Here is a 19020-nt window from a genome sequence, read left to right as displayed (position 1 = left end):
GGCGGCCGGTTAGCGCTGCGTTAGCCATTCATACATTCACACCCATGCCAATCTCGTTCGCCAAGATCAATAAAGGGGCCACGTACTCACGCCAAGCATTGGCTGAGTTGTGGGGGTATGCGAGTTTCCACGCCATCGCTCGTGGAGTCGTCACGCCACGTGACGACCATAAGATCGTCCTGTTCGTCACCGAGGAAAAGCAATCGTCAGCCGAGCAATACACTGACCGGCTATCTGGAAATACGCTTGAATGGGAGGGTCCGACCGACCATTTCGCCGAAGAGCGCATGCTCAACGCAGAGACGAACGGTGAGGAAATTCATCTTTTTCACCGTGAACGCCACCACTCCGACTTCACCTACTGCGGCAAGCTGAAGGTTTCCAGCCATGTTCTCCGCAGTGATAGGCCAAGTCATTTCAAATTCCTGGTCGTATAGGTGCCATGGCTAACACTATGCTGCAGCCGACCGGTCAAAAGCTGCGCTTTTGCCCCTTGCTGATCTTCGACGTTGGGCTCCGCATTCTTACGCAAATCACATTTCAATGAGTTTCTGATAGGCGAACAAGAAAATGGCAACGCTAACATTGTTGGAAAGCACTCGCGAGGCTCTTGATCGTGTTCAGCAATTTGATGCAAGTACGCTCAGCCGTGAAGCTGATCTTGGCAAGCAGATGAACTTCTCCGAAGCAGTCGCGCCATCGCGGGCCCTAATTGACATATATCGGCGCATCCCCCTCACTGCTCTCGATGACTTTTCAGACGGGCAGTTGAATGTTATTAGCCAGCAGGCACAAGCCGATTTCAACGTTTTCGAGCAGATTCTCGAATTCAACGCCACGGCAGCGAACGCCGCCAGCAGCCGTACGAGTATCATCAACACCCTGAAAACTCGGCGAGATCAGCTCTTCGACCAACTGTGGCAATACGTGGCGTATGGCGTCGCTCGCATTACGGATACCAGTCTCCTTGAAACACAAGCCCGAGCGACAATCCAATCTATTAAAGATCAGTCCGAAAAACTAACAACACAACTGCATACGGCGAAGAGCGACGCCGACAGTGCACTAGCTGAAATTCGGGCGGTAGCAGCGGAACAAGGCGTCTCGCAACAAGCAATTCACTTCAAGCAAGAAGCCGAGGAACAAGAGACCTTGGCAGCCACATGGCTCAAGTACACATATTGGTTTGCGTCGGCAGTTGGATTTTTTGCCGTCCTTAGCTTGTTTCTGCACAAGGTCGAATGGATACGGCCAGAGAGCTCCGCAGAGATGTTTCAACTCATTAGCAGTAAGGTGCTGATATTTGCCGTATTGGGCTATCTACTGTTAATGGCCTCTCGAAACTACGCCACACATAAGCACAATGTAGTAGTAAACAGGCATCGTCAGAACGCACTGCTCACTTACCGGTCGCTCGTCGAAGCGTCTGGCGGAGCCGGTACTGAAAATATTGTCCTTGCACATGCCGCATCTTGCATCTTCTCTCCACAAGAAACGGGCTTCTCAAATGGCAAGGGAGAGTCAGTAGCCGGGTCAAAATCTGTGCTTGAGTTGCTGACGAAGACCGCGAGCAAAGAGTAAGCGAACCTCGCGAGGCACAACCGCCGCGCCAGTAGGCTGCACCGCAACCAGCGTGCCACTAGCTAATGGCCCAACAAGCGCTTGCAGCGGACGGCAAAAAGCCTCTACAAAGCCCTTTCAGGGGAACGTAGTCCCGACTTCGACACGATTCTCAAGATAATCGGTGCTCTCGGGCTGAGACCGCGCGCCGAGGCCAGGCATACGTAACACGGTGCCCGGCAGACCTGCGCGAAAAGCCGCGCAGGTCGCCTACCCCGTCGCGCCCGCTTCCGGGCGCCGAAAAACCGACGAAAACCCCGATCAGAGGCTGTCGCCGAAATCCTCGCGGAACTTGGCGACCAGCTTTTCCTGCCAGTTCGACACCGGCGCCAGGCGGCCGTAGAAGAAGCGCAGGATTTCCGGCTCCTCGGTGAACACCAGCCCGCCGATCAGGCGGCGGTTGGCATACAGCCATTCCAGGCGATCGACCGCGTACTTGACCTGCGACAGGGTGAACACACGCCGCGGCAGGGCCAGGCGGACCAGCTCCATGTTGGCGAAGATCTCGCTGCCGTCGGGTTCGCGCTGCTCGGACAGGGTGCCGCGCTCCATGCCGCGGATGCCGCCGGCGATGTACAGCGCCGAGGCCAGCGCGCCGGCCGGATACTGGGCCTGCGGGATATGGTCGACGAACTTCATCGCGTTGATGTGGCAGCCCAGGCCGCCGGCGGGCGTGATCACCGGGATGTCGCGCTTTTGCAGCTCATCGACCATGTAGCCGATGAACTGCGGCCCCTGGTTGATCACCTCCTCGTCCATGGTCTCTTCGAGGCCGACGGTGAGCGCTTCCATTTCGCGCACCGACATGCCGCCGTAGGTGAGGAAGCCTTCGTACAGCGGAATCAGCCCGCGCATGCGGCGGTACAGTTCCTCGCTGCGCATGCACATGCCGCCGCCGCGGGCGCAGCCGAGCTTGCGCGCGGAGAAATAGATGAGGTCGCACAGGTCGGCCATCTTGCGGGTGATCTCGCGGATGCTCAGCGCCTTGCAGCTTTCCTCGCGGTTCTTGATGAAGTGCAGGTTGTCGGCGAGCAGGCTGGCGTCGAGCACCAGCAGCAGGCGGTGCTGGTCGCAGACCTTGCGGATGTCGGCAAGGTTCTCGAGCGAGAACGGCTGGCCGCCGATCAGGTTGGTGCCCGCCTCCATGCGCACGAAGGCGATCTTGTCGGCGCCGTGCTTGCCGATCACGGCCTGCAGCTTGGCGACGTCCATGTTGCCCTTGAACGGGTGGACGCTGACGACTTCCAGCCCGGCGTCGGACACAAGCTCCTCGACGATGCCGCCGTTGAGGGTGATGTGCGCCTTGGTGGTGGTGAAGTGGTAGTTCATCGGCACCACCGAGCCCGGCGTCACCAGCACCTGGCCGAGGATGTTCTCGCAGGCCCGGCCCTGGTGCGCAGGCAGGAAGTAGTCCATGCCGAAGATGTCCTGCAGCTTGGCCTCGAGGCGCGTATAGGTGGCGCTGCCGGCGTAGCTGTCGTCGGCGATCATCATCGCCGCCTGCTGCTGGTCGCTCATCGCGTTCACGCCGCTGTCGGTCAGCATGTCCATGAAGACGTCGGCGTTGCGCAGCAGGAAGGTGTTGTTGCCCGCCTCGGTGATCGCCTCCAGGCGGCGTTCCACCGGCGGCAGGTTGAGCTTCTGGACGATGCGCACCTTGTGCATTTCAAGGGGAACCGACTCGCCACCGTAAAATTTCACTTTCGCCATGCCTGCTTTCCTCCACACGCCGTGTTGTGATCAAAGGCGCCAATCGGACCACGACCGACCTTTCGCTGCGTTGACCGGCGGCAAATGTCCGGCGATTCACCACCGCAGTTTCGCCTCCGGGGGGTGGCCCCCGACGTTTTGCCCCGGCACCCGCCGGACGCTCAGCGCATGCGCAGCGGCAGGCCGGGCGGCAGCGGAACGGCGGTGACGTTGTTCTGCGGACTGCCGTCGATCAGCTTGTCGCTGTACACGAGATACACCAGGGTGTTGCGCCTGACGTCGGCCATGCGCACGATGCGGATCTTCTTGAACAGGATCGAGGCGCTCTGCGAGAACACCTCCTCCTGCTGGCGCAGCGCCTCGGTGAACGCGATCTCGCCCACCTGGCGGCATGCGACCGAAGCGTCGGCGGTATCTTCGGCCAGCCCCAGGCTGCCCTTGATGCCACCGGTGCGCGCCCGCGACACATAGCACGACACGCCTTTGACCTTGGGATCGTCGAACACTTCGACCACCACTTGGTGGTTGCGCCCGATCAGCTTGAAGGCGGTGTCGACGCTGCCGACTTCTTCGGCATGCGCGTTGATGCCCAGGGTCAGGGCGAAGGCCAGCAGGGCGGTGGCGGTTTTCAAGGTCATGCGCTCCTCGTTCGGGTTGGGGCTGCGCGCAGCCTGCGGCAGCACGGAGAGTGAAACGCGGGCCGGCTCCGGAGCAGTCACCAATGCGGCGGGATCTCGTCTTCCGGACGCAGCGGATTGGCCGGCTGGATCGTTTTCACCTGCTGGGCGAGCTGGCGCACGTGCTGGCGCAGCAGGTCGAGCTCCTGCTGCTGGCGCCAGACCGTGCGATTGAGTTCGTCGACCAGGTCTTCGACGGCCATCAGCTTGGTTTCCAGCGTTTCGATGCGATCTTCCATGAGTCTTTCCTTACGCGCAGGCGCCGGATTCTAGCCTGCCCCGTCCCCCGCCGTGGCGCCGTTTCGGCGATGGCGGGCGAGTGCCCAGGCGACGTGCTCGCGCACCAGCGCACTGTCGTCGCCGGCGCGGGACTGGAGCGCGGCCCGCACTTCGGGGGTGGAGGGCGCATTGCCCAGCGCCACCGCGAGGTTGCGCAGCCAGCGTTCGTGGCCGATGCGATGGATCGGACTGCCCGCGGTGCGCTCGGCAAAATCGGCTGCCGTCCACGCGAACAGCGCGGCCAGGGTGGCACCGTCCAGCCCATGGCGCGGGGCGAAGTCCGGCTCGCAGCTCAACCCGGCGAAGCGGTTCCACGGGCAGGCGAGCTGGCAGTCGTCGCAGCCATAGATGCGGTTGCCCAGCAGCGGGCGCAGGGGTCCGGGAATCGCGCCGTGCAGCTCGATGGTGAGATAAGAGATGCAGCGCCGCGCATCGACCCGGTAGGGGGCGACGATGGCGCCGGTGGGGCAGGCGTCGATGCAGGCGGTGCAGCGCCCGCAGTGCGGTGCAACCGGCGGATCGAGCGGGAGCGGCAGGTCGGTGAAGATTTCGCCGAGGAAGAACCAGGAGCCGGCCGCACGATCGAGCAGCAAAGTGTGCTTGCCGCGCCAGCCCAGGCCGTTGCGGCAGGCATGCTCGACTTCGAGCACCGGGGCGGAGTCGGTGAACACCCGGTACTGGTGGGCAGTTTCGGCGGCGATGCGCTCGGCGAGTTTTTGCAGGCGGGCGCGCAGCACCTTGTGGTAGTCCCGCCCCAGCGCATAGCGCGACACGTAGGCCCGTGCCGGATCGTCCAGCACCGCCCGGGCCGGCGCGGCATCTGGCCAGTAGTCCATCCGCGCGCTGATCACGCGCAGCGTGCCGGGCAGCAGTTCGGCCGCGCGGGCGCGCTTCATGCCGTGGCGCGCCATATAATCCATGCCGCCGTGAAAACCGGCCTCGAGCCAGGCCGCCAGCCCCGGCTCAGCGTCGGACAGATCGGTCCCGCCCACGCCGATCGCGGAAAAACCCAGCGCCTGCCCCCACTGTCTGATCCGCGCAACAAGACCTGCGGCGTCGAGCCGGAGCGGATCGCCCGCAGGTTCGCCCGCATTGTTGTCCACGCCGTTGTCCGTATCGCCCCCCAGCCCTGCCGCCATCACCACGAGGTTCCCATGATCGAGTCGATTCAAGCCCCCGATGATAACGGCGCCCGCCTGCGGGCGCACTTGCCGGCCGAAACCGACACCGAAGCCCTCGGTGCGGCGCTGGCCACAGTGCTCGTTCCCGGCCTGCACATCTGGCTGCAGGGCGATCTCGGCATGGGCAAGACCACCCTCACCCGCGGGCTGCTGCGCGGCCTCGGTCACGCCGGAAAGGTCAAGAGTCCTACATATACCTTGATTGAAGCTTACGTCGTTTCTAGATTAGACTTATATCACTTTGATTTTTATCGCTTCAACTCGCCAGAAGAATACCTGGACGCAGGGCTGGACGAATACTTTTCCGGACAAGGGGTATGCATCGTGGAGTGGCCGGACAAAGCCGCGCCCTACCTGCCCGCACCGGACATCGAAATTCGCCTGGATGCCAAGGGGAGCGGGCGGTTTGCGGAAATCAGCGGCAACACTGAAGCGGGGCGGACATGCGTGATCGAACTGGTGAAAGCACTACGGGGCGCGGACCCGGCGCCCGGGACGACCTGACCCACGACGAGGAAGGCGCGCTGCCGGACCGCGGCCTGAGCCGCCGCGAACTGCTGAAGTTCGCCGGCGCCACGCTCGCGCTGATGGTGAGCCCGCTCGGCCACGCGGCCCCGGCGAGCCTGCTCGCGGTGCGCGTATGGCCCTCCCCCGAGTACACCCGGATCACCCTCGAAGGTGCGGCCGAGTTGCGCTTCAGCCACATGCTGGTACAGGACCCCGACCGCCTGGTGGTCGATCTCGAAGGCGTCCGGCTCGACAGCGTGCTTCAGTCGCTGCCATCCAAGGTGCTCGACTCCGACCCTTACATCCGCCTGATCCGCGCCGGGCAGAACCGCCCCAGCGTGGTGCGGGTGGTGGTCGAGTTGAAAAAGCCGGTCGATCCGCAAGTCTTCACCCTCACGCCGGTCGGCGATTACGGCCACCGCCTGGTGCTCGACCTCCACTCGACCGCAGAGCCCGACCCCCTGATGGCGCTGATCCTGAAGGATTCGCCGATGGACGCGGCACTGGGCGACGCCGGCGCGGACACGGCCCCGGTCGCCCGCGCCGAATCACGCCCGCCCGCGCGCGGCCCCCGCGGCAAGGAGCCGGAAGTCAACCGCCTGTACACGGTGGTGCTCGATGCCGGCCACGGTGGCGAAGACCCGGGCGCCGTCGGCCGCGGCGGCAGCTACGAGAAGAACGTCACGCTGTCGATCGCCCGCCGCCTGAAACGCAAGATCGACGCGGCGCCCGGCATGCGCGCGGTGCTCACCCGCGACGGTGACTACTTCGTGCCGCTGCACCAGCGCGTGACGCGCGCGCGCCGGGTGCGCGCCGACCTGTTCGTATCGATCCACGCCGATGCCTTCGTCCGCCCGGAAGCGAACGGCAGCTCGGTGTACGTCCTGTCCGAGCGCGGCGCCTCAAGTTCGGCCGCGCGCTGGCTGGCGCAGAAGGAAAACGACGCCGACCTCGTCGGCGGCGTCAATCTTGCCGGCCAGGACGGGCATATCGCCCGCACACTGCTCGATCTGTCGCAGACGGCGACGATCAACGACAGCTTCAAGCTCGGCCGCGCCATGCTCGGCGAACTGGGCACGATCAACCGCCTGCACAAGCCCGAAGTCGAACAGGCCGGCTTCGCCGTGCTGCGCGCGCCCGACATCCCTTCGGTGCTGGTCGAAACCGCCTTCATCAGCAACCCGCGGGAAGAGCGCCGGCTGAACGACGAGGATTACCAGGACAAAATGGCCAACGCCTTGCTGCGCGGCATCCAGCGCTACTTCCAGGATCACGCGCCGGCCACCCCGACCCGCGTCGCCCGCCTCGGCTAGCATTCCCCGCCCGGCGCCGCCCCACTGCGCCCGGCGTATCCGCATGCCCGGATCGCCCTGCAGCCCGCAAGCGCCAGACCCGCAGAGGCGGGCTTTGTCGTTATAATCCCCGCTTTTGTCAGGCGTTCATGCAGGTTCACCGCGGAATCCCCGAGCAGGCCGACACGGCGACGGTGCTGACCATCGGCAACTTCGATGGCCTCCACCTCGGCCATCAGGCCCTGCTCGCCCTGCTGACCGAAAAAGCCCGCGCCCTCGGCCTGCCGGCGGTCGTGCTCACGTTCGAACCCCATCCGCGCGAATACTTCAGCCCGGCCGATGCCCCGGCGCGCCTCGCCTCGCTGCGCGAAAAGCTGCTACTGCTGGGCGCCGCGGGAGTGGACCGCACCCACGTCTGCCGCTTCGACGCCCGCTTCGCGGCACAGAACGCACAAAGCTTCATCGACGACACCCTGGTGCATGGACTGGGCGTGCGCCACCTCTTCATCGGTGACGACTTCCGTTTCGGCGCGCGCCGCCAGGGCGACTTCACGATGCTGCAGGAAGCCGGCCGCCGCCTCGGCTTCGGCGTCGAATCGATGCCCACCCTCTCCGTCGACGGCGAGCGCGTCTCCAGCTCGGCGGTCCGTAGCGCGCTGGCCGAAGCCGACCTCGCCCGCGCCGCCCGCCTCCTCGGCCGCCCCTACAGCATCGCCGGGCGGGTGAGCCACGGCGACAAGCTCGGTCGCCAGCTCGGCTTTCCGACCGCCAACATCCAGATGAAGCACCGCCTGCCGCCGCTCACCGGCGTCTATGCGGTCGGCGTCGAAGGGCTGGCCGCCACCCCTATCGCCGGCGTCGCCAACATCGGCCTGCGCCCCACGGTGACGGCCAACGGTCGCGCCCGCCTCGAAGTCCACCTGTTCGACTGGACCCGGGACTGCTACGGCGCCCACATCCGCGTGCATTTCCTGCACAAGCTGCGCGCGGAACGCCGTTTCGATTCGCTCGACGCCCTGCGCGCACAAATCGCCGCCGATGCCGCCACCGCCCGCCAGTGGCTCCAGGACAACCCCGACCGGCTGCAGGCCTGAACCGGGCCCTGCAACGTTCCAACCGACCTCTTTTCCGCCATGGCCGACTACCGTAAAACGCTCAACCTGCCCGACACGTCATTCCCGATGCGCGGCGATCTGCCCAAGCGCGAGCCGAACTGGATCGCCGACTGGCAGCGCACGAAGCTCTACCAGCGCATCCGCCAGGCCAGCGCCGGGCGGCCCAAGTTCGTGCTCCATGACGGCCCGCCCTACGCCAACGGCAGCCTCCACATCGGCCACGCCCTGAACAAGATCCTCAAGGACATCATCATCCGCTCGAAGACCCTCGCCGGCTTCGACGCGCCCTACGTGCCGGGCTGGGACTGCCACGGCCTGCCGATCGAGCACAAGGTCGAAGTCACTCACGGCAAGAACCTGCCCGCCGACAAGGTCCGCGAGCTGTGCCGCGCCTACGCCGCCGAGCAGATCGACATCCAGCGCGCCGACTTCATCCGCCTCGGCGTGCTCGGCGACTGGGACAAGCCCTATCGCACGATGGACTTCGCCAACGAAGCCAACGAGATCCGCGCACTCGCCGAAATGACCAGGAACGGCTACGTGTTCAAGGGCTTGAAGCCGGTGAACTGGTGCTTCGACTGCGGTTCGGCGCTGGCCGAGGCCGAAGTCGAATACGCCGACAAGCCGTCACCGACGATCGACGTCGCCTTCCCGGTGTCAGCTGCGCATGCCGCAAAGCTCGCCGCCGCCTTCGGCCTCGCCCGCCTCGACAAGCCCGCCGCCGCGGTGATCTGGACTACCACGCCGTGGACGATCCCCGCCAACCAGGCGCTCAACGTCCATTCCGAGTTCGACTACGCGCTCGTCGAGGTCACGCTCAAGGACGGCGGCGCGCGCCTGCTCGTGCTCGCCCGGGAGCTGGTCGAATCCGCCCTCCAGCGCTACCAGCTCGAAGGCACCATCGTCGCCACCGCGAAAGGCGCGGCGCTCGAGCACGTCGAGTTCCGCCACCCCTTCTACGACCGCCCCTCGCCGGTCTACCTGGCCGACTATGTCGGTCTCGACGCCGGTACCGGCATCGTGCACTCGGCCCCGGCGCACGGCGTGGACGACTTCAACGCCTGGCGCGCCTACGGCCGCAGCAACGAGGAAATCCTCTCGATCGTGATGGGCGGCGGCGAGTACATACCCGAGCTGCCCTTCTTCGGCGGCATGAACATCTGGAAAGCCAACGCCGCGATCATCGACAAGCTCGCCGAAGTCGGCGCGCTCCTGTCGAACGGCAAGATCACCCACAGCTACATGCACTGCTGGCGCCACAAGACGCCGCTGGTGTATCGCGCCACCGCGCAGTGGTTCGTCGGCATGGACCGGGTCGCCGCCGACGGCTCCACCCTGCGCGAGCGCGCGCTGCGCGCGGTGGAGGCGACCCAGTTCTACCCCGCCTGGGGGCAGGCCCGCCTGCACGCGATGATCGCCAACCGTCCCGACTGGTGCATCTCGCGCCAGCGCAACTGGGGGGTGCCGATCCCCTTCTTCCTGCACAAGGAGACCGGCGAGCTGCACCCGCGCACGGTCGAGCTGATGGAAGAAGTCGCCCGCCGCGTCGAGCTGGAAGGCATCGAAGCCTGGTTCCGGCTCGACGCTGCCGAGCTGCTCGGCGACGAAGCGCCCCGGTACGACAAGATCAGCGACACCCTCGACGTCTGGTTCGACTCCGGCACCACCCACTGGCATGTGCTGCGCGGCTCGCACAACGACGGCCACGCCCAGGGGCCGCGCGCCGACATGTACCTCGAAGGCTCCGACCAGCACCGCGGCTGGTTCCATTCCTCGCTGCTCACCGGCAGCGCGATCGACGGCCACGCCCCTTATCGCAGCCTGCTCACCCACGGCTTCGCCGTCGATGGTGCCGGGCGCAAGATGAGCAAGTCGCTGGGCAACGTCGTCGTGCCGCAGGAAGTCACCGGCAAGCTCGGCGCCGAGATCCTGCGCCTGTGGGTCGCGTCCACCGACTATTCGGGCGAGCTGTCGATCAGCAAGGAGATCCTCGACCGCGTGGTCGAAGTCTATCGCCGCATCCGCAACACCCTGCGCTTTCTGCTCGCCAACACCGCCGACTTCGACATCGAGAAGGACGCGGTGCCGCTCGCGCAGTGGCTCGACATCGACCGCTACGCGCTCGCCTTCACCCGCCGGCTCGCCCAGCAGGTCGAGGCCGACTATGCGAAGTTCGAGTTCCACCGCATCGTCCAGGCGCTGCAGGTGTTCTGCGCCGAAGACCTGGGCGCCTTCTACCTCGACATCCTCAAGGACCGCCTGTACACCACCGCCGCTGCCAGCCTGCCGCGCCGCGCCGCGCAGACCGCGCTGTGGCACATCACCCAGACGCTGGTGAAGCTGATGGCGCCGATCCTGGCCTTCACCGCCGAAGAGGCATGGGCGGTGCTCGCCCCGGGCGGCGACGAACCGGACAGCGTGATGCTGCACGCTTTCCATGCCCTGCCGGCGCAGGAAGGCGAAGCGGGACTGATCGCGCGCTGGGAGGCCATCCGCGCGGTGCGCGCCGAAGGCCTCAAGGTGATCGAAGCGCTGCGCGCCGAAGGCAAGGTCGGCTCCTCGCTGCAGGCCGAGCTGGCCCTGTCCCTGAGCGCCGACAAGCATGCCGCGCTCGCCAGCCTGGGCGAGGACCTGCGCTTCGTCACCATGACCTCGGCGGCGACCCTGACCGTGGCCGCCGCCCCCGAGGACGAGCGCATCACCGCCCGCCCGGCTACAGCGCAAAAGTGCGAGCGCTGCTGGCACTACGTCGAATCGGTGGGCCGCGACGCCGAACATCCTTCCCTGTGCGGACGCTGCGCGAGCAACCTGTTCGGTGACGGCGAAACCCGCACCCATGCCTGAGGCGGCCAAGGCGATGAAGCCCGACACCGGACGCGGCGCGCTCGCCCTGCTGCTGCCCTGGCTGATCCTGGCGGCGGCGGTCGGCGTACTCGACCAGGCCACGAAGCAACTGGTGCTGGCGAACCTGCACCTCGGCCAGGTCGTGCCGGTGACCGGCTTCTTCGATCTGGTGCTGGTGTTCAACCCCGGCGCAGCGTTCAGCTTCCTCGCCACCCACGGCGGCTGGCAGCGCTGGTTCTTCACCGTGCTGGCGATGAGCATCTGCACCTGGCTGCTGGTGCTGATGCACCGGCACCGCCACGAAAGGCTGCTGCCGGCCGCCTTCGCGCTGATCATCGGCGGCGCGCTGGGCAACGTCTACGACCGCCTGGTGCATGGCGCGGTCGTCGACTTCCTCCATTTCCACTACGCCGGCTACAGCTGGCCGGCGTTCAACCTGGCCGACTCGGCCATCACCGTCGGCGTCGTGCTGATGCTGTGGGCGCAGTGCTGCGGCCCCCGCCATGTCGACTGAGACCCGACCCGGAGCATGATCTTGAGCCAGACCATCGAAGCCAACAGCCTCGTCACCCTGCACTACCGCATTACCCTGCCCAACGGCCAGCCGCTGATCAGCACCTTCGAGGCGACCCCCGCGACCCTGCAGCTAGGCGCCGGCGAGATGCTGCCGGGAATGGAAAAACTGCTCCTCGGTCTCGCCCCCGGCGCCCGCCAGGTGTTCGAGCTGACCCCGGAAAACGCGTTCGGCCCGCACCGCACGGAACTAGTCGAGCGGGTCAAGCGCGAACACATGCCCGACGAGGAGATCGAAGCGATGAGCATCATGGAATTCACCGCCCCCGACGGCTCGCGCTACTCCGGCCTGGTGCGCGAGATCGACGCCCAATCGGCCCTGATCGATTTCAACCACCCGCTCGCCGGCAAGCACATCCGCCTCGAAGTCGAGGTCGTCGGCATCCTCTGACGCTGCCGCAAGCGGCACGCTTGCCCGAACCGTCCCACTGCCCCGGAGCCCCCGATGAGCGACAAGGAAATCCTGCTGGCCAACCCGCGCGGCTTTTGCGCCGGGGTGGAACGCGCAATCGAGATCGTCGAGCGCGCCCTCGAGCGCTTCGGCGCGCCGATCTACGTCCGCCACGAAGTGGTGCACAACAAGTTCGTCGTCGACAACCTGCGCAGCAAGGGCGCGATCTTCGTCGAGGACCTCGACGAGGTCCCCGCCGGCAACACGGTGATCTTCTCCGCCCACGGCGTCTCGCAGGCGGTGCGCGAGGAAGCCCGGCGCCGCGGCCTGCGCGTGTTCGACGCGACCTGCCCGCTGGTCACCAAGGTCCATCTGGAGGTCGGGCGCATGCACGAGCAGCGCCGCGAGATCATCATGATCGGGCACAAGGGCCACCCCGAGGTGGAAGGCACGATGGGCCAGGTCAGGACCGGCATCCACCTTGTCGAAACCCCCGCGGACGTGGCCGTGTTGCAGGTCGCCGACCCCGACAAGCTGGCCTATGTCACCCAGACCACGCTGTCGGTGGATGATGCGGCATCGATCGTCGCCGCCCTGCGCGCGCGCTTTCCGAACATCGCCGGCCCGCGGAAGGACGACATCTGCTACGCCACCCAGAACCGCCAGGACGCGGTGAAAGCGATGACCGCGCAGGCCGATGTGGTATTCGTGGTCGGCTCGAAGAACAGCTCGAACTCCAACCGCCTGCGCGAAGTCGCCGCCCTGCGCGACGTCCCCGCCTATCTCGTTGACAATGCCTCCGACATCGACCCGGCGTGGCTCGAGGGCAAGCGCCGCATCGGCGTCACCGCCGGCGCCTCGGCCCCCGAAGTGCTGGTCGAAGAGGTCATCGAACGCCTCACGGAGCTCGGCGGCACAGTGGTGCGCAACCTCGACGGCGTCCCCGAAAAAGTGACCTTCCCGCTGCCGAAGGAACTGCAGGACGCCCGCTGAGAGCCGCCGCTGCGGGCGACGGGCTGCTGCGGCCGTACGCGATGGTATGGAACGGGGGAGAATTCGATTAAAATATCGAGTTCTTACATAAGCTGATCCCATTGACCGGCCACAAAGGAGCCCATGATGGCAAAACCCGAAAAACACGTATTCGTCTGCAGCCACATCCACCCGCCCGAACTGGGGCGCCCGTCGTGCGGCGCCTGTGGCGGCAAGGACGTCGCCGGCGGCTTCTATCAGCAGCTCAAGGAGCGCGAACTGCTCGGACGCTTCGCGATCACCCGCACCGGCTGCCTGGGCGCCTGTAGCGCGGGCCCGGTCGCGCTGGTGTATCCGGAAGGGGTGATGTACGGGAAGCTGAAGCCCGAAGACGTCGCCACGATCATCGACGAGCACCTGCTCGGCAACCAGCCCGTCGAGCGCCTGAAGGTCTCCGCGGAAGTCTGGGGCTAAGCTCCCGGCGGCAGGAACGGCCGCGGCCTGGACTCACTCCTGCGCCGCGCTGCCGCTCCCGCCGATGTGCGGCGCCATGATCCGGCGGTAGAACTGGTGGAAGTGCTTCATCCCGTCTTCATAGGGTGACTGGTACGGGCCGATCTCGTTGCGCCCTTCCTCGAGCAGCGCCCGGCGCCCGCGGTCCATGCGCTCGCCGATCTCGTCGTCCTCGATCGCGGTTTCCATGTAGGCCGCCTGCTCGGCCTCGATGAATGCACGCCCCGATGCGACGAGGTCTTCCGGGTAGTAGAACTCGACGACGTTGGTGGTCTGGTCGACCGCGGTCGGCACCAGCGTGCTTACCACCAGCACCTGGGGATACCACTCGACCATCACGTTGGGGTAGTAGGTGAGCCAGATCGCGCCATGCTCCGGCTTTCTGTCGCCGTAGCGGGCGAGCACCGCTTCGTGCCAGCGGGCATAGGCGGCAGACCCGGGCTTGTCCAGCGATGCGAGACCGACACGCTGGACCGAATACCAGTCGCCGAACTGCCAGCTCAGGTCCCGGCAGGTGACGAAGCGTCCCAGCCCGGGGTGGAAGGGCACGACGTGGTAGTCCTCGAGATAGATCTCGATGAAGGTTTTCCAGTTGTAATTGCAGCGGTGGATCTCCACCCGATCGAGCTTGAAGCCGGAGAAATCGAGCGCCGGCGCCATCTCCATGCCGGCCAGATCGGCGCGGGGCGAGCGCGGCCCCTTGAACAGCAGGCCATGCCAGCTTTCGAGCGCATCGCGGCGCAGGTTCAGGCAGGGCTTTTCCCGAAAGTGCGGCGCGCCCACCAACGTCCCCTGGAGGTCGTAGTTCCAGCGATGGATCGGACAGGTCACGCGCGAGGTCGTGCCGCTGCCCTGCAGCATGATCGCCTGACGATGGCGGCAGATGTTCGACATCCGGTGCACACCGGCCTCGGTGCGGACCAGCAGCTTCGAATGGTCCAGCCATTCGAGCGAGCGGTAACTACCGATTTCGGGAACCATCTGCTCATGGCCCGTATAGCCCGGACCGGCATCGAACAGCAGCTTTTTTTCCTGCTCGAAGATCTTTTCGTCGAAGTACCAGGAAACAGGCAGCTGCGAAACAGCCTGCGCCAGTTGCCCCTTGGCGCCGATGTCGGACATCCCCGACTCCTCCTCGCGCGGACAAATATCCGGAAAATAAACGAATTAGTTTAAGACACCGTCCGTTTGACCGCCAGACCCGCCTTCGGTTATTTTTCCGCTTTTACCGCGCCAGATATCGATCCATGCCAAAGTCGGCGTCCTCTTCCCCCAAGTCGTTCGAAGCCGCGGTTTCCGAGCTGGAGAGCATCGTCCAGGAGATGGAAGCGGGCACGCTCGCGCTCGAAGACGCGCTCGCGCGCTACCAACGTGGCACGCAGCTGCTGCGATACTGTCAGACCACTCTCGCCGACGCCGAACAGCGCGTGAAGATGCTCGAGGGTGAAGGCCTGTCCGATTTCCAGCCCGAAGGCCTGCGCGACAGCGAAGAAGGAGAAGGCGCATGAACGACCCGGACCGCAGCCCGGCTTTCGCCGACTGGATGAGGGATGTGCAGCAGCGCACCGAGACCGCGCTCGCCGCCTTGTTGCCCGAGCCGTCGATCACCCCCCGGCGCCTGCACGAGGCGATGCGCTACGCCACGCTCGGCGGCGGCAAGCGCATCCGCCCGCTGCTCGCCCATGCGGCCGGCGAGCTCGCTGGAGCCGCGCCCGAAATCGTCGACCGCGCCGCCTGCGCCGTCGAGCTGATCCACGCCTATTCGCTGGTGCATGACGACATGCCGTGCATGGACGATGACGTGCTGCGCCGCGGCAAGCCCACCGTCCATGTCGAGTACGACGAGGCCACCGCGCTCCTGGTGGGCGATGCCCTGCAGGCCCTCGCCTTTCAGGTCCTGGCCGAAACGCCGATGTGCGACACGCCCTCGGCTCAGCTTGCGATGCTCGCCCGGCTCGCCGCCGCCGCCGGTTCGCGCGGCATGGCCGGCGGTCAGGCCATCGACCTGGCTGCGGTGGGCCGGCAGCTCAGCCGCGCGGAGCTCGAGGCCATGCACATCCACAAGACCGGCGCCCTGATCCGCGCCGCGGTGCTGCTCGGCGCCCACTGCGGGCGCGGCCTCGGCGCCGACGAGCTGGCGCGCCTCGATCACTATGCAAAAGTGGTCGGCCTGCTGTTCCAGGTCGTCGACGACATCCTCGACGCCGAGGCCGACACCGCCACCCTGGGCAAGACCGCCGGCAAGGACGCGGAACAGAACAAACCGACCTACGTCAGCCTGCTCGGCCTGGCCGACGCCCGTCGCCTGGCCGAAGAAATGCTCGTCGACGCGCGCACCACCCTCGCCCCCTTCGGCGCACGGGCCGCCCGCCTCGGCGCCCTCGCCGACTACATCGTGCATCGCGCGTTCTGAGTACCTGCCGCATTCACGGTTCTGCCCCTGCTGCCCACCGAACAGAAGCATTGACCCCGGACCGCCAATGGCCCCCTACCCCAACCTGGAACGCATCGCCAAACCCGCCGATCTGCGCACACGCGAGCGCCGCGAGCTGGCGGCGATCGCCAGCGAGCTGCGTGCCTTCCTGATCGAGTCGGTCTCGAAGACCGGCGGCCACCTGTCCTCCAACCTCGGCACGGTCGAGCTCACGATCGCGCTGCATCACGTGTTCAACACCCCGCACGACCGCATCGTGTGGGACGTCGGCCACCAGACCTACGGCCACAAGGTGCTGACCGGACGTCGCGAGGCGATGGGCAGGCTGCGCCACTGGGGCGGCATTTCCGGCTTCCCGCGGCGCTGCGAGAGCGAGTACGACACCTTCGGCACGGCCCATTCATCGACGTCGATCTCGGCCGCGCTCGGCATGGCGGTCGCCGCCCGCGCACGCAAGGAAGACCGCCATGCGATCGCCGTGATCGGCGACGGCGCGATGTCGGCGGGGATGGCCTTCGAGGCCCTCAACAACGCCGGCGACATGGAAGACCTCAACCTGCTGGTCATCCTCAACGACAACGAGATGTCGATCTCGCCGCCGGTCGGCGCCCTCACCAAGATCCTCGCGCGGATGCTGTCGGGCTCGACCTACAACACCGCGCGCCGCGTCGGCGAAAAAGTGCTGGGCATGGCACCGCCGGTGGCCGAGCTCGCGCGCAAGGTCGAGGAGTACGCCAAAGGCATGATCAGCCCGGGCACCCTGTTCGAGGAATTCGGCTTCCACTACTACGGCCCGATCGACGGCCACGACCTCGACGCGCTGATTCCCACCCTGCACAACCTGAAGAAGCTGAAGGGGCCGCAGTTCCTCCACGTGATCACCCGCAAGGGCCAGGGCTACAAGCTCGCCGAAGCCGATCCGATCCTGTATCACGGGGTGTCCAAGTTCGACCACACCGCCGGCATCCAGGCCGCCAAGGGCAGCAGCACGCTCACCTACACCCAGGTGTTCGGCGACTGGCTGTGCGACATGGCGAAAGCCGACCCGCGCATCGTCGGCATCACCCCGGCGATGCGTGAAGGCTCGGGCCTGGTGCGCTTCGCCCAGGAATACCCCGAGCGTTACTTCGACGTCGGCATCGCCGAGCAGCATGCGGTCACCTTCGCCGCCGGCCTCGCCTGCGAAGGCCTGGTGCCGGTGGTGGCGATCTATTCGACCTTCCTCCAGCGCGCCTACGACCAGCTGATCCACGACGTCGCCCTGCAGAACCTGCAGGTGGTGTTCGCCATCGACCGCGGCGGCCTGGTCGGGGCCGACGGCGCGACCCACCACGGCGCCTTCGACCTGTCCTATCTGACCTGCATCCCCAACATGGTGGTCATGGCTCCGGCCGATGAAAACGAATGCCGCCAGATGCTGTACACCGCGGTGCGCCACGAAGGCCCGAGCGCAGTGCGCTACCCGCGCGGCGGCGGCAGCGGGGTGACCCTGGCCGCGGAAATGACCGCCCTGCCGATCGGCAAGGGTGAAGTGCTGCGCAACGGCACGCGCATCGCCCTGCTCGCCTTCGGCAGCATGGTCGGCGTCGCCCGCGAGGTGGCCGAGGAGATCGACGCCACGGTGGCCAACATGCGCTTCGTCAAGCCGCTCGACGAAGCGCTGGTCGCCACCCTCGCCGCCGACCACGACGTGCTCGTGACCCTCGAGGAAAACGCCGTCGTCGGCGGCGTCGGCGCCGAAGTCGCGCGCATCGTCGACGGCCTCGAGGCCCGCCCGCGGATGCTGCGCCTGGGCCTGCCCGACCACTTCATCGATCATGGCGACCAGGCCCGCCTGCTCGCCTCCGTCGGCCTCGACAAGGCCGGTATCCTCGCCAGCATCGCGCGCATCCACCCACGCTGAGCGCCCTTCCGCTCCACCGCCCGCATCCGCGGGCGCAAATGCCTTCCCCCGGCACCACACGCCCGAAGAAGTTGAGTGAATTGGTCGGGAAAGCTACCATTCAAAGTTAGTGCAACTCGATTGCACAACCCCCCAATCCGCAGAGAACCGACATGAACGCCCCCACCGACCACGCCATCCCCGACGTACAGAACAGCGCGGACAGCCGCCGGATCGCGATCAACAAGGTCGGCATCAAGTCGATCCGCCACCCGGTCAAGGTCGCCGACAAATGCGGCGGCGTGCAGCACACGGTGGCGAGCTTCAACATGTACGTCGGGTTGCCGCACAATTTCAAGGGCACCCACATGTCGCGCTTCGTCGACATCCTCAACGGCAACGAGCGCGAAATCTCGGTCGAATCCTTCGAACCGATGCTGCGCGCGATGGTCGAGCGTCTCGAAGCCGAAGCCGGCCATGTCGAGATGAGCTTCCCTTACTTCATCAACAAGACCGCACCGGTATCCGGGGTGCAGAGCCTGATGGATTACGAAGTCTGCTTCATCGGCTCGATCGACGACGACGGGCACTACGAATTCACCATCAAGGTGGTGGTGCCGGTGACCAGCCTGTGCCCGTGCTCGAAGAAGATCTCCGCCTACGGTGCGCACAATCAGCGCTCGCACGTTACCGTCACCGCCGTGCTCAACGACCACCTGTGGATCGAGGACCTGGTGCAGCTGGTCGAAAACCAGGCTTCCTGCGAACTCTTCGGCCTGCTCAAGCGCCCCGACGAAAAATGGGTCACCGAGCGCGCCTACGACAACCCCAAGTTCGTCGAAGACATGGTCCGCGACCTCGCCGCCAGCCTCGACCAGGAAGCGCGTATCGACGCCTACGTCGTCGAATCGGAAAACTTCGAGTCGATCCACAACCATTCGGCCTACGCCCTGATCGAGCGCGACAAGCGCAGCGCGGCCTGAACGGCGCCCAGCTGCCGCCGTAGCGGCATCAACCGCGACCACCGCCG

General features: G+C 66.0%; 20 protein-coding genes. 15 read left to right on the top strand and 5 right to left on the bottom strand.

The genetic code is table 11. The features are described 5' to 3' along the window. Positions 1-44: 44 nt before the first annotated feature. From Tchl_RS17790 to Tchl_RS18405, 3 genes are all read left to right on the top strand, one after another. Positions 45-437, top strand: coding sequence for a hypothetical protein (locus Tchl_RS17790; RefSeq protein WP_146060783.1), 393 nt, complete (start codon positions 45-47; stop codon positions 435-437). 133 nt (positions 438-570) lie between these two features. Further along, on the top strand, positions 571-1581 hold the full coding sequence (locus tag Tchl_RS12520; protein WP_075148695.1) for a hypothetical protein: 1011 nt from the start codon (positions 571-573) through the stop codon (positions 1579-1581). An 81-nt stretch (positions 1582-1662) separates the two neighbouring features. After that, a complete protein-coding gene (locus Tchl_RS18405; protein ID WP_408646106.1) occupies positions 1663-1788 on the top strand; it encodes a hypothetical protein in 126 nt (41 codons plus the stop codon). A gap of 93 nt (positions 1789-1881) precedes the next feature. Here Tchl_RS18405 and Tchl_RS12515 read toward each other — a convergent pair whose 3' ends face one another. From Tchl_RS12515 to queG, 4 genes are all read right to left on the bottom strand, one after another. Beyond that, positions 1882-3330 carry a tryptophanase gene (locus Tchl_RS12515; protein ID WP_075148694.1) on the bottom strand — a complete coding sequence of 483 codons (1449 nt, stop codon included), beginning with the start codon at positions 3328-3330 and terminating at the stop codon, positions 1882-1884. Positions 3331-3491: 161 nt separating this feature from the next. Then, positions 3492-3968 carry a CreA family protein gene (locus tag Tchl_RS12510; protein ID WP_075149718.1) on the bottom strand — a complete coding sequence of 159 codons (477 nt, stop codon included), beginning with the start codon at positions 3966-3968 and terminating at the stop codon, positions 3492-3494. 77 nt (positions 3969-4045) lie between these two features. Continuing rightward, entirely contained in the window at positions 4046-4246 is a 201-nt protein-coding gene (locus Tchl_RS12505; protein ID WP_075148693.1) for a SlyX family protein, read from the bottom strand. A gap of 30 nt (positions 4247-4276) precedes the next feature. Next, positions 4277-5389: a tRNA epoxyqueuosine(34) reductase QueG gene (gene queG / locus Tchl_RS12500; RefSeq protein WP_075149717.1), complete on the bottom strand. Its 1113-nt coding sequence runs from the start codon at positions 5387-5389 to the stop codon at positions 4277-4279. Positions 5390-5440: 51 nt separating this feature from the next. On the opposite strand from queG, the gene tsaE reads away from it, so the two are divergent. The 8 genes from tsaE to Tchl_RS12460 all read left to right on the top strand — a co-directional run bounded on the left by tsaE (position 5441) and on the right by Tchl_RS12460 (position 13635). After that, positions 5441-5971 carry a tRNA (adenosine(37)-N6)-threonylcarbamoyltransferase complex ATPase subunit type 1 TsaE gene (tsaE, locus tag Tchl_RS12495; RefSeq protein WP_075148692.1) on the top strand — a complete coding sequence of 177 codons (531 nt, stop codon included), beginning with the start codon at positions 5441-5443 and terminating at the stop codon, positions 5969-5971. Continuing rightward, the gene (locus tag Tchl_RS12490; protein WP_075148691.1) at positions 5911-7287 is read left to right on the top strand and encodes an N-acetylmuramoyl-L-alanine amidase; all 1377 of its coding nucleotides are present in this window, start codon (positions 5911-5913) and stop codon (positions 7285-7287) included. The genes tsaE and Tchl_RS12490 overlap by 61 nt, the downstream gene beginning before the upstream one ends. A gap of 128 nt (positions 7288-7415) precedes the next feature. Further along, positions 7416-8360, top strand: a complete 945-nt coding sequence (locus Tchl_RS12485) for a bifunctional riboflavin kinase/FAD synthetase (RefSeq protein WP_075148690.1) — start codon at positions 7416-7418, stop codon at positions 8358-8360. A gap of 39 nt (positions 8361-8399) precedes the next feature. Further along, positions 8400-11225: an isoleucine--tRNA ligase gene (gene ileS, locus Tchl_RS12480; RefSeq protein ID WP_075148689.1), complete on the top strand. Its 2826-nt coding sequence runs from the start codon at positions 8400-8402 to the stop codon at positions 11223-11225. Between the two features lie 13 nt (positions 11226-11238). Further along, on the top strand, positions 11239-11739 hold the full coding sequence (gene lspA, locus Tchl_RS12475; RefSeq protein ID WP_103893871.1) for a signal peptidase II: 501 nt from the start codon (positions 11239-11241) through the stop codon (positions 11737-11739). Between the two features lie 21 nt (positions 11740-11760). Further along, positions 11761-12189, top strand: a complete 429-nt coding sequence (locus tag Tchl_RS12470) for an FKBP-type peptidyl-prolyl cis-trans isomerase (RefSeq protein ID WP_075149716.1) — start codon at positions 11761-11763, stop codon at positions 12187-12189. A gap of 54 nt (positions 12190-12243) precedes the next feature. Beyond that, positions 12244-13182 (top strand): 4-hydroxy-3-methylbut-2-enyl diphosphate reductase, encoded by a 939-nt coding sequence (ispH, locus tag Tchl_RS12465; protein WP_075148687.1) that lies wholly within the window; start codon positions 12244-12246, stop codon positions 13180-13182. 123 nt (positions 13183-13305) lie between these two features. Beyond that, positions 13306-13635, top strand: a complete 330-nt coding sequence (locus tag Tchl_RS12460; RefSeq protein ID WP_232311582.1) for a (2Fe-2S) ferredoxin domain-containing protein — start codon at positions 13306-13308, stop codon at positions 13633-13635. Between the two features lie 33 nt (positions 13636-13668). On the opposite strand, the gene Tchl_RS12455 is transcribed toward Tchl_RS12460, so the two are convergent. Continuing rightward, positions 13669-14796 (bottom strand): aromatic ring-hydroxylating oxygenase subunit alpha, encoded by a 1128-nt coding sequence (locus Tchl_RS12455; protein WP_075148685.1) that lies wholly within the window; start codon positions 14794-14796, stop codon positions 13669-13671. Positions 14797-14921: 125 nt separating this feature from the next. Here Tchl_RS12455 and Tchl_RS12450 point away from each other — a divergent pair, with 125 nt between their 5' ends. The 4 genes from Tchl_RS12450 to folE2 all read left to right on the top strand — a co-directional run bounded on the left by Tchl_RS12450 (position 14922) and on the right by folE2 (position 18973). Continuing rightward, positions 14922-15182 (top strand): exodeoxyribonuclease VII small subunit, encoded by a 261-nt coding sequence (locus Tchl_RS12450; RefSeq protein WP_075148684.1) that lies wholly within the window; start codon positions 14922-14924, stop codon positions 15180-15182. After that, positions 15179-16087, top strand: a complete 909-nt coding sequence (locus Tchl_RS12445) for a polyprenyl synthetase family protein (protein WP_075148683.1) — start codon at positions 15179-15181, stop codon at positions 16085-16087. Before Tchl_RS12450 ends, Tchl_RS12445 begins: the two co-directional genes overlap by 4 nt. A 67-nt stretch (positions 16088-16154) precedes the next feature. Continuing rightward, positions 16155-18011: a 1-deoxy-D-xylulose-5-phosphate synthase gene (gene dxs, locus Tchl_RS12440; RefSeq protein ID WP_075148682.1), complete on the top strand. Its 1857-nt coding sequence runs from the start codon at positions 16155-16157 to the stop codon at positions 18009-18011. A 152-nt stretch (positions 18012-18163) separates the two neighbouring features. Beyond that, positions 18164-18973, top strand: coding sequence for a GTP cyclohydrolase FolE2 (folE2, locus tag Tchl_RS12435; RefSeq protein WP_075148681.1), 810 nt, complete (start codon positions 18164-18166; stop codon positions 18971-18973). Positions 18974-19020: the final 47 nt, after the last annotated feature.

The organism is Thauera chlorobenzoica, assembly GCF_001922305.1.
GTDB lineage: Bacteria > Pseudomonadota > Gammaproteobacteria > Burkholderiales > Rhodocyclaceae > Thauera > Thauera chlorobenzoica.
The sequence above is the reverse complement of the archived record's forward strand: the minus strand, read 5'-3'. Positions and strand labels throughout refer to the sequence as shown.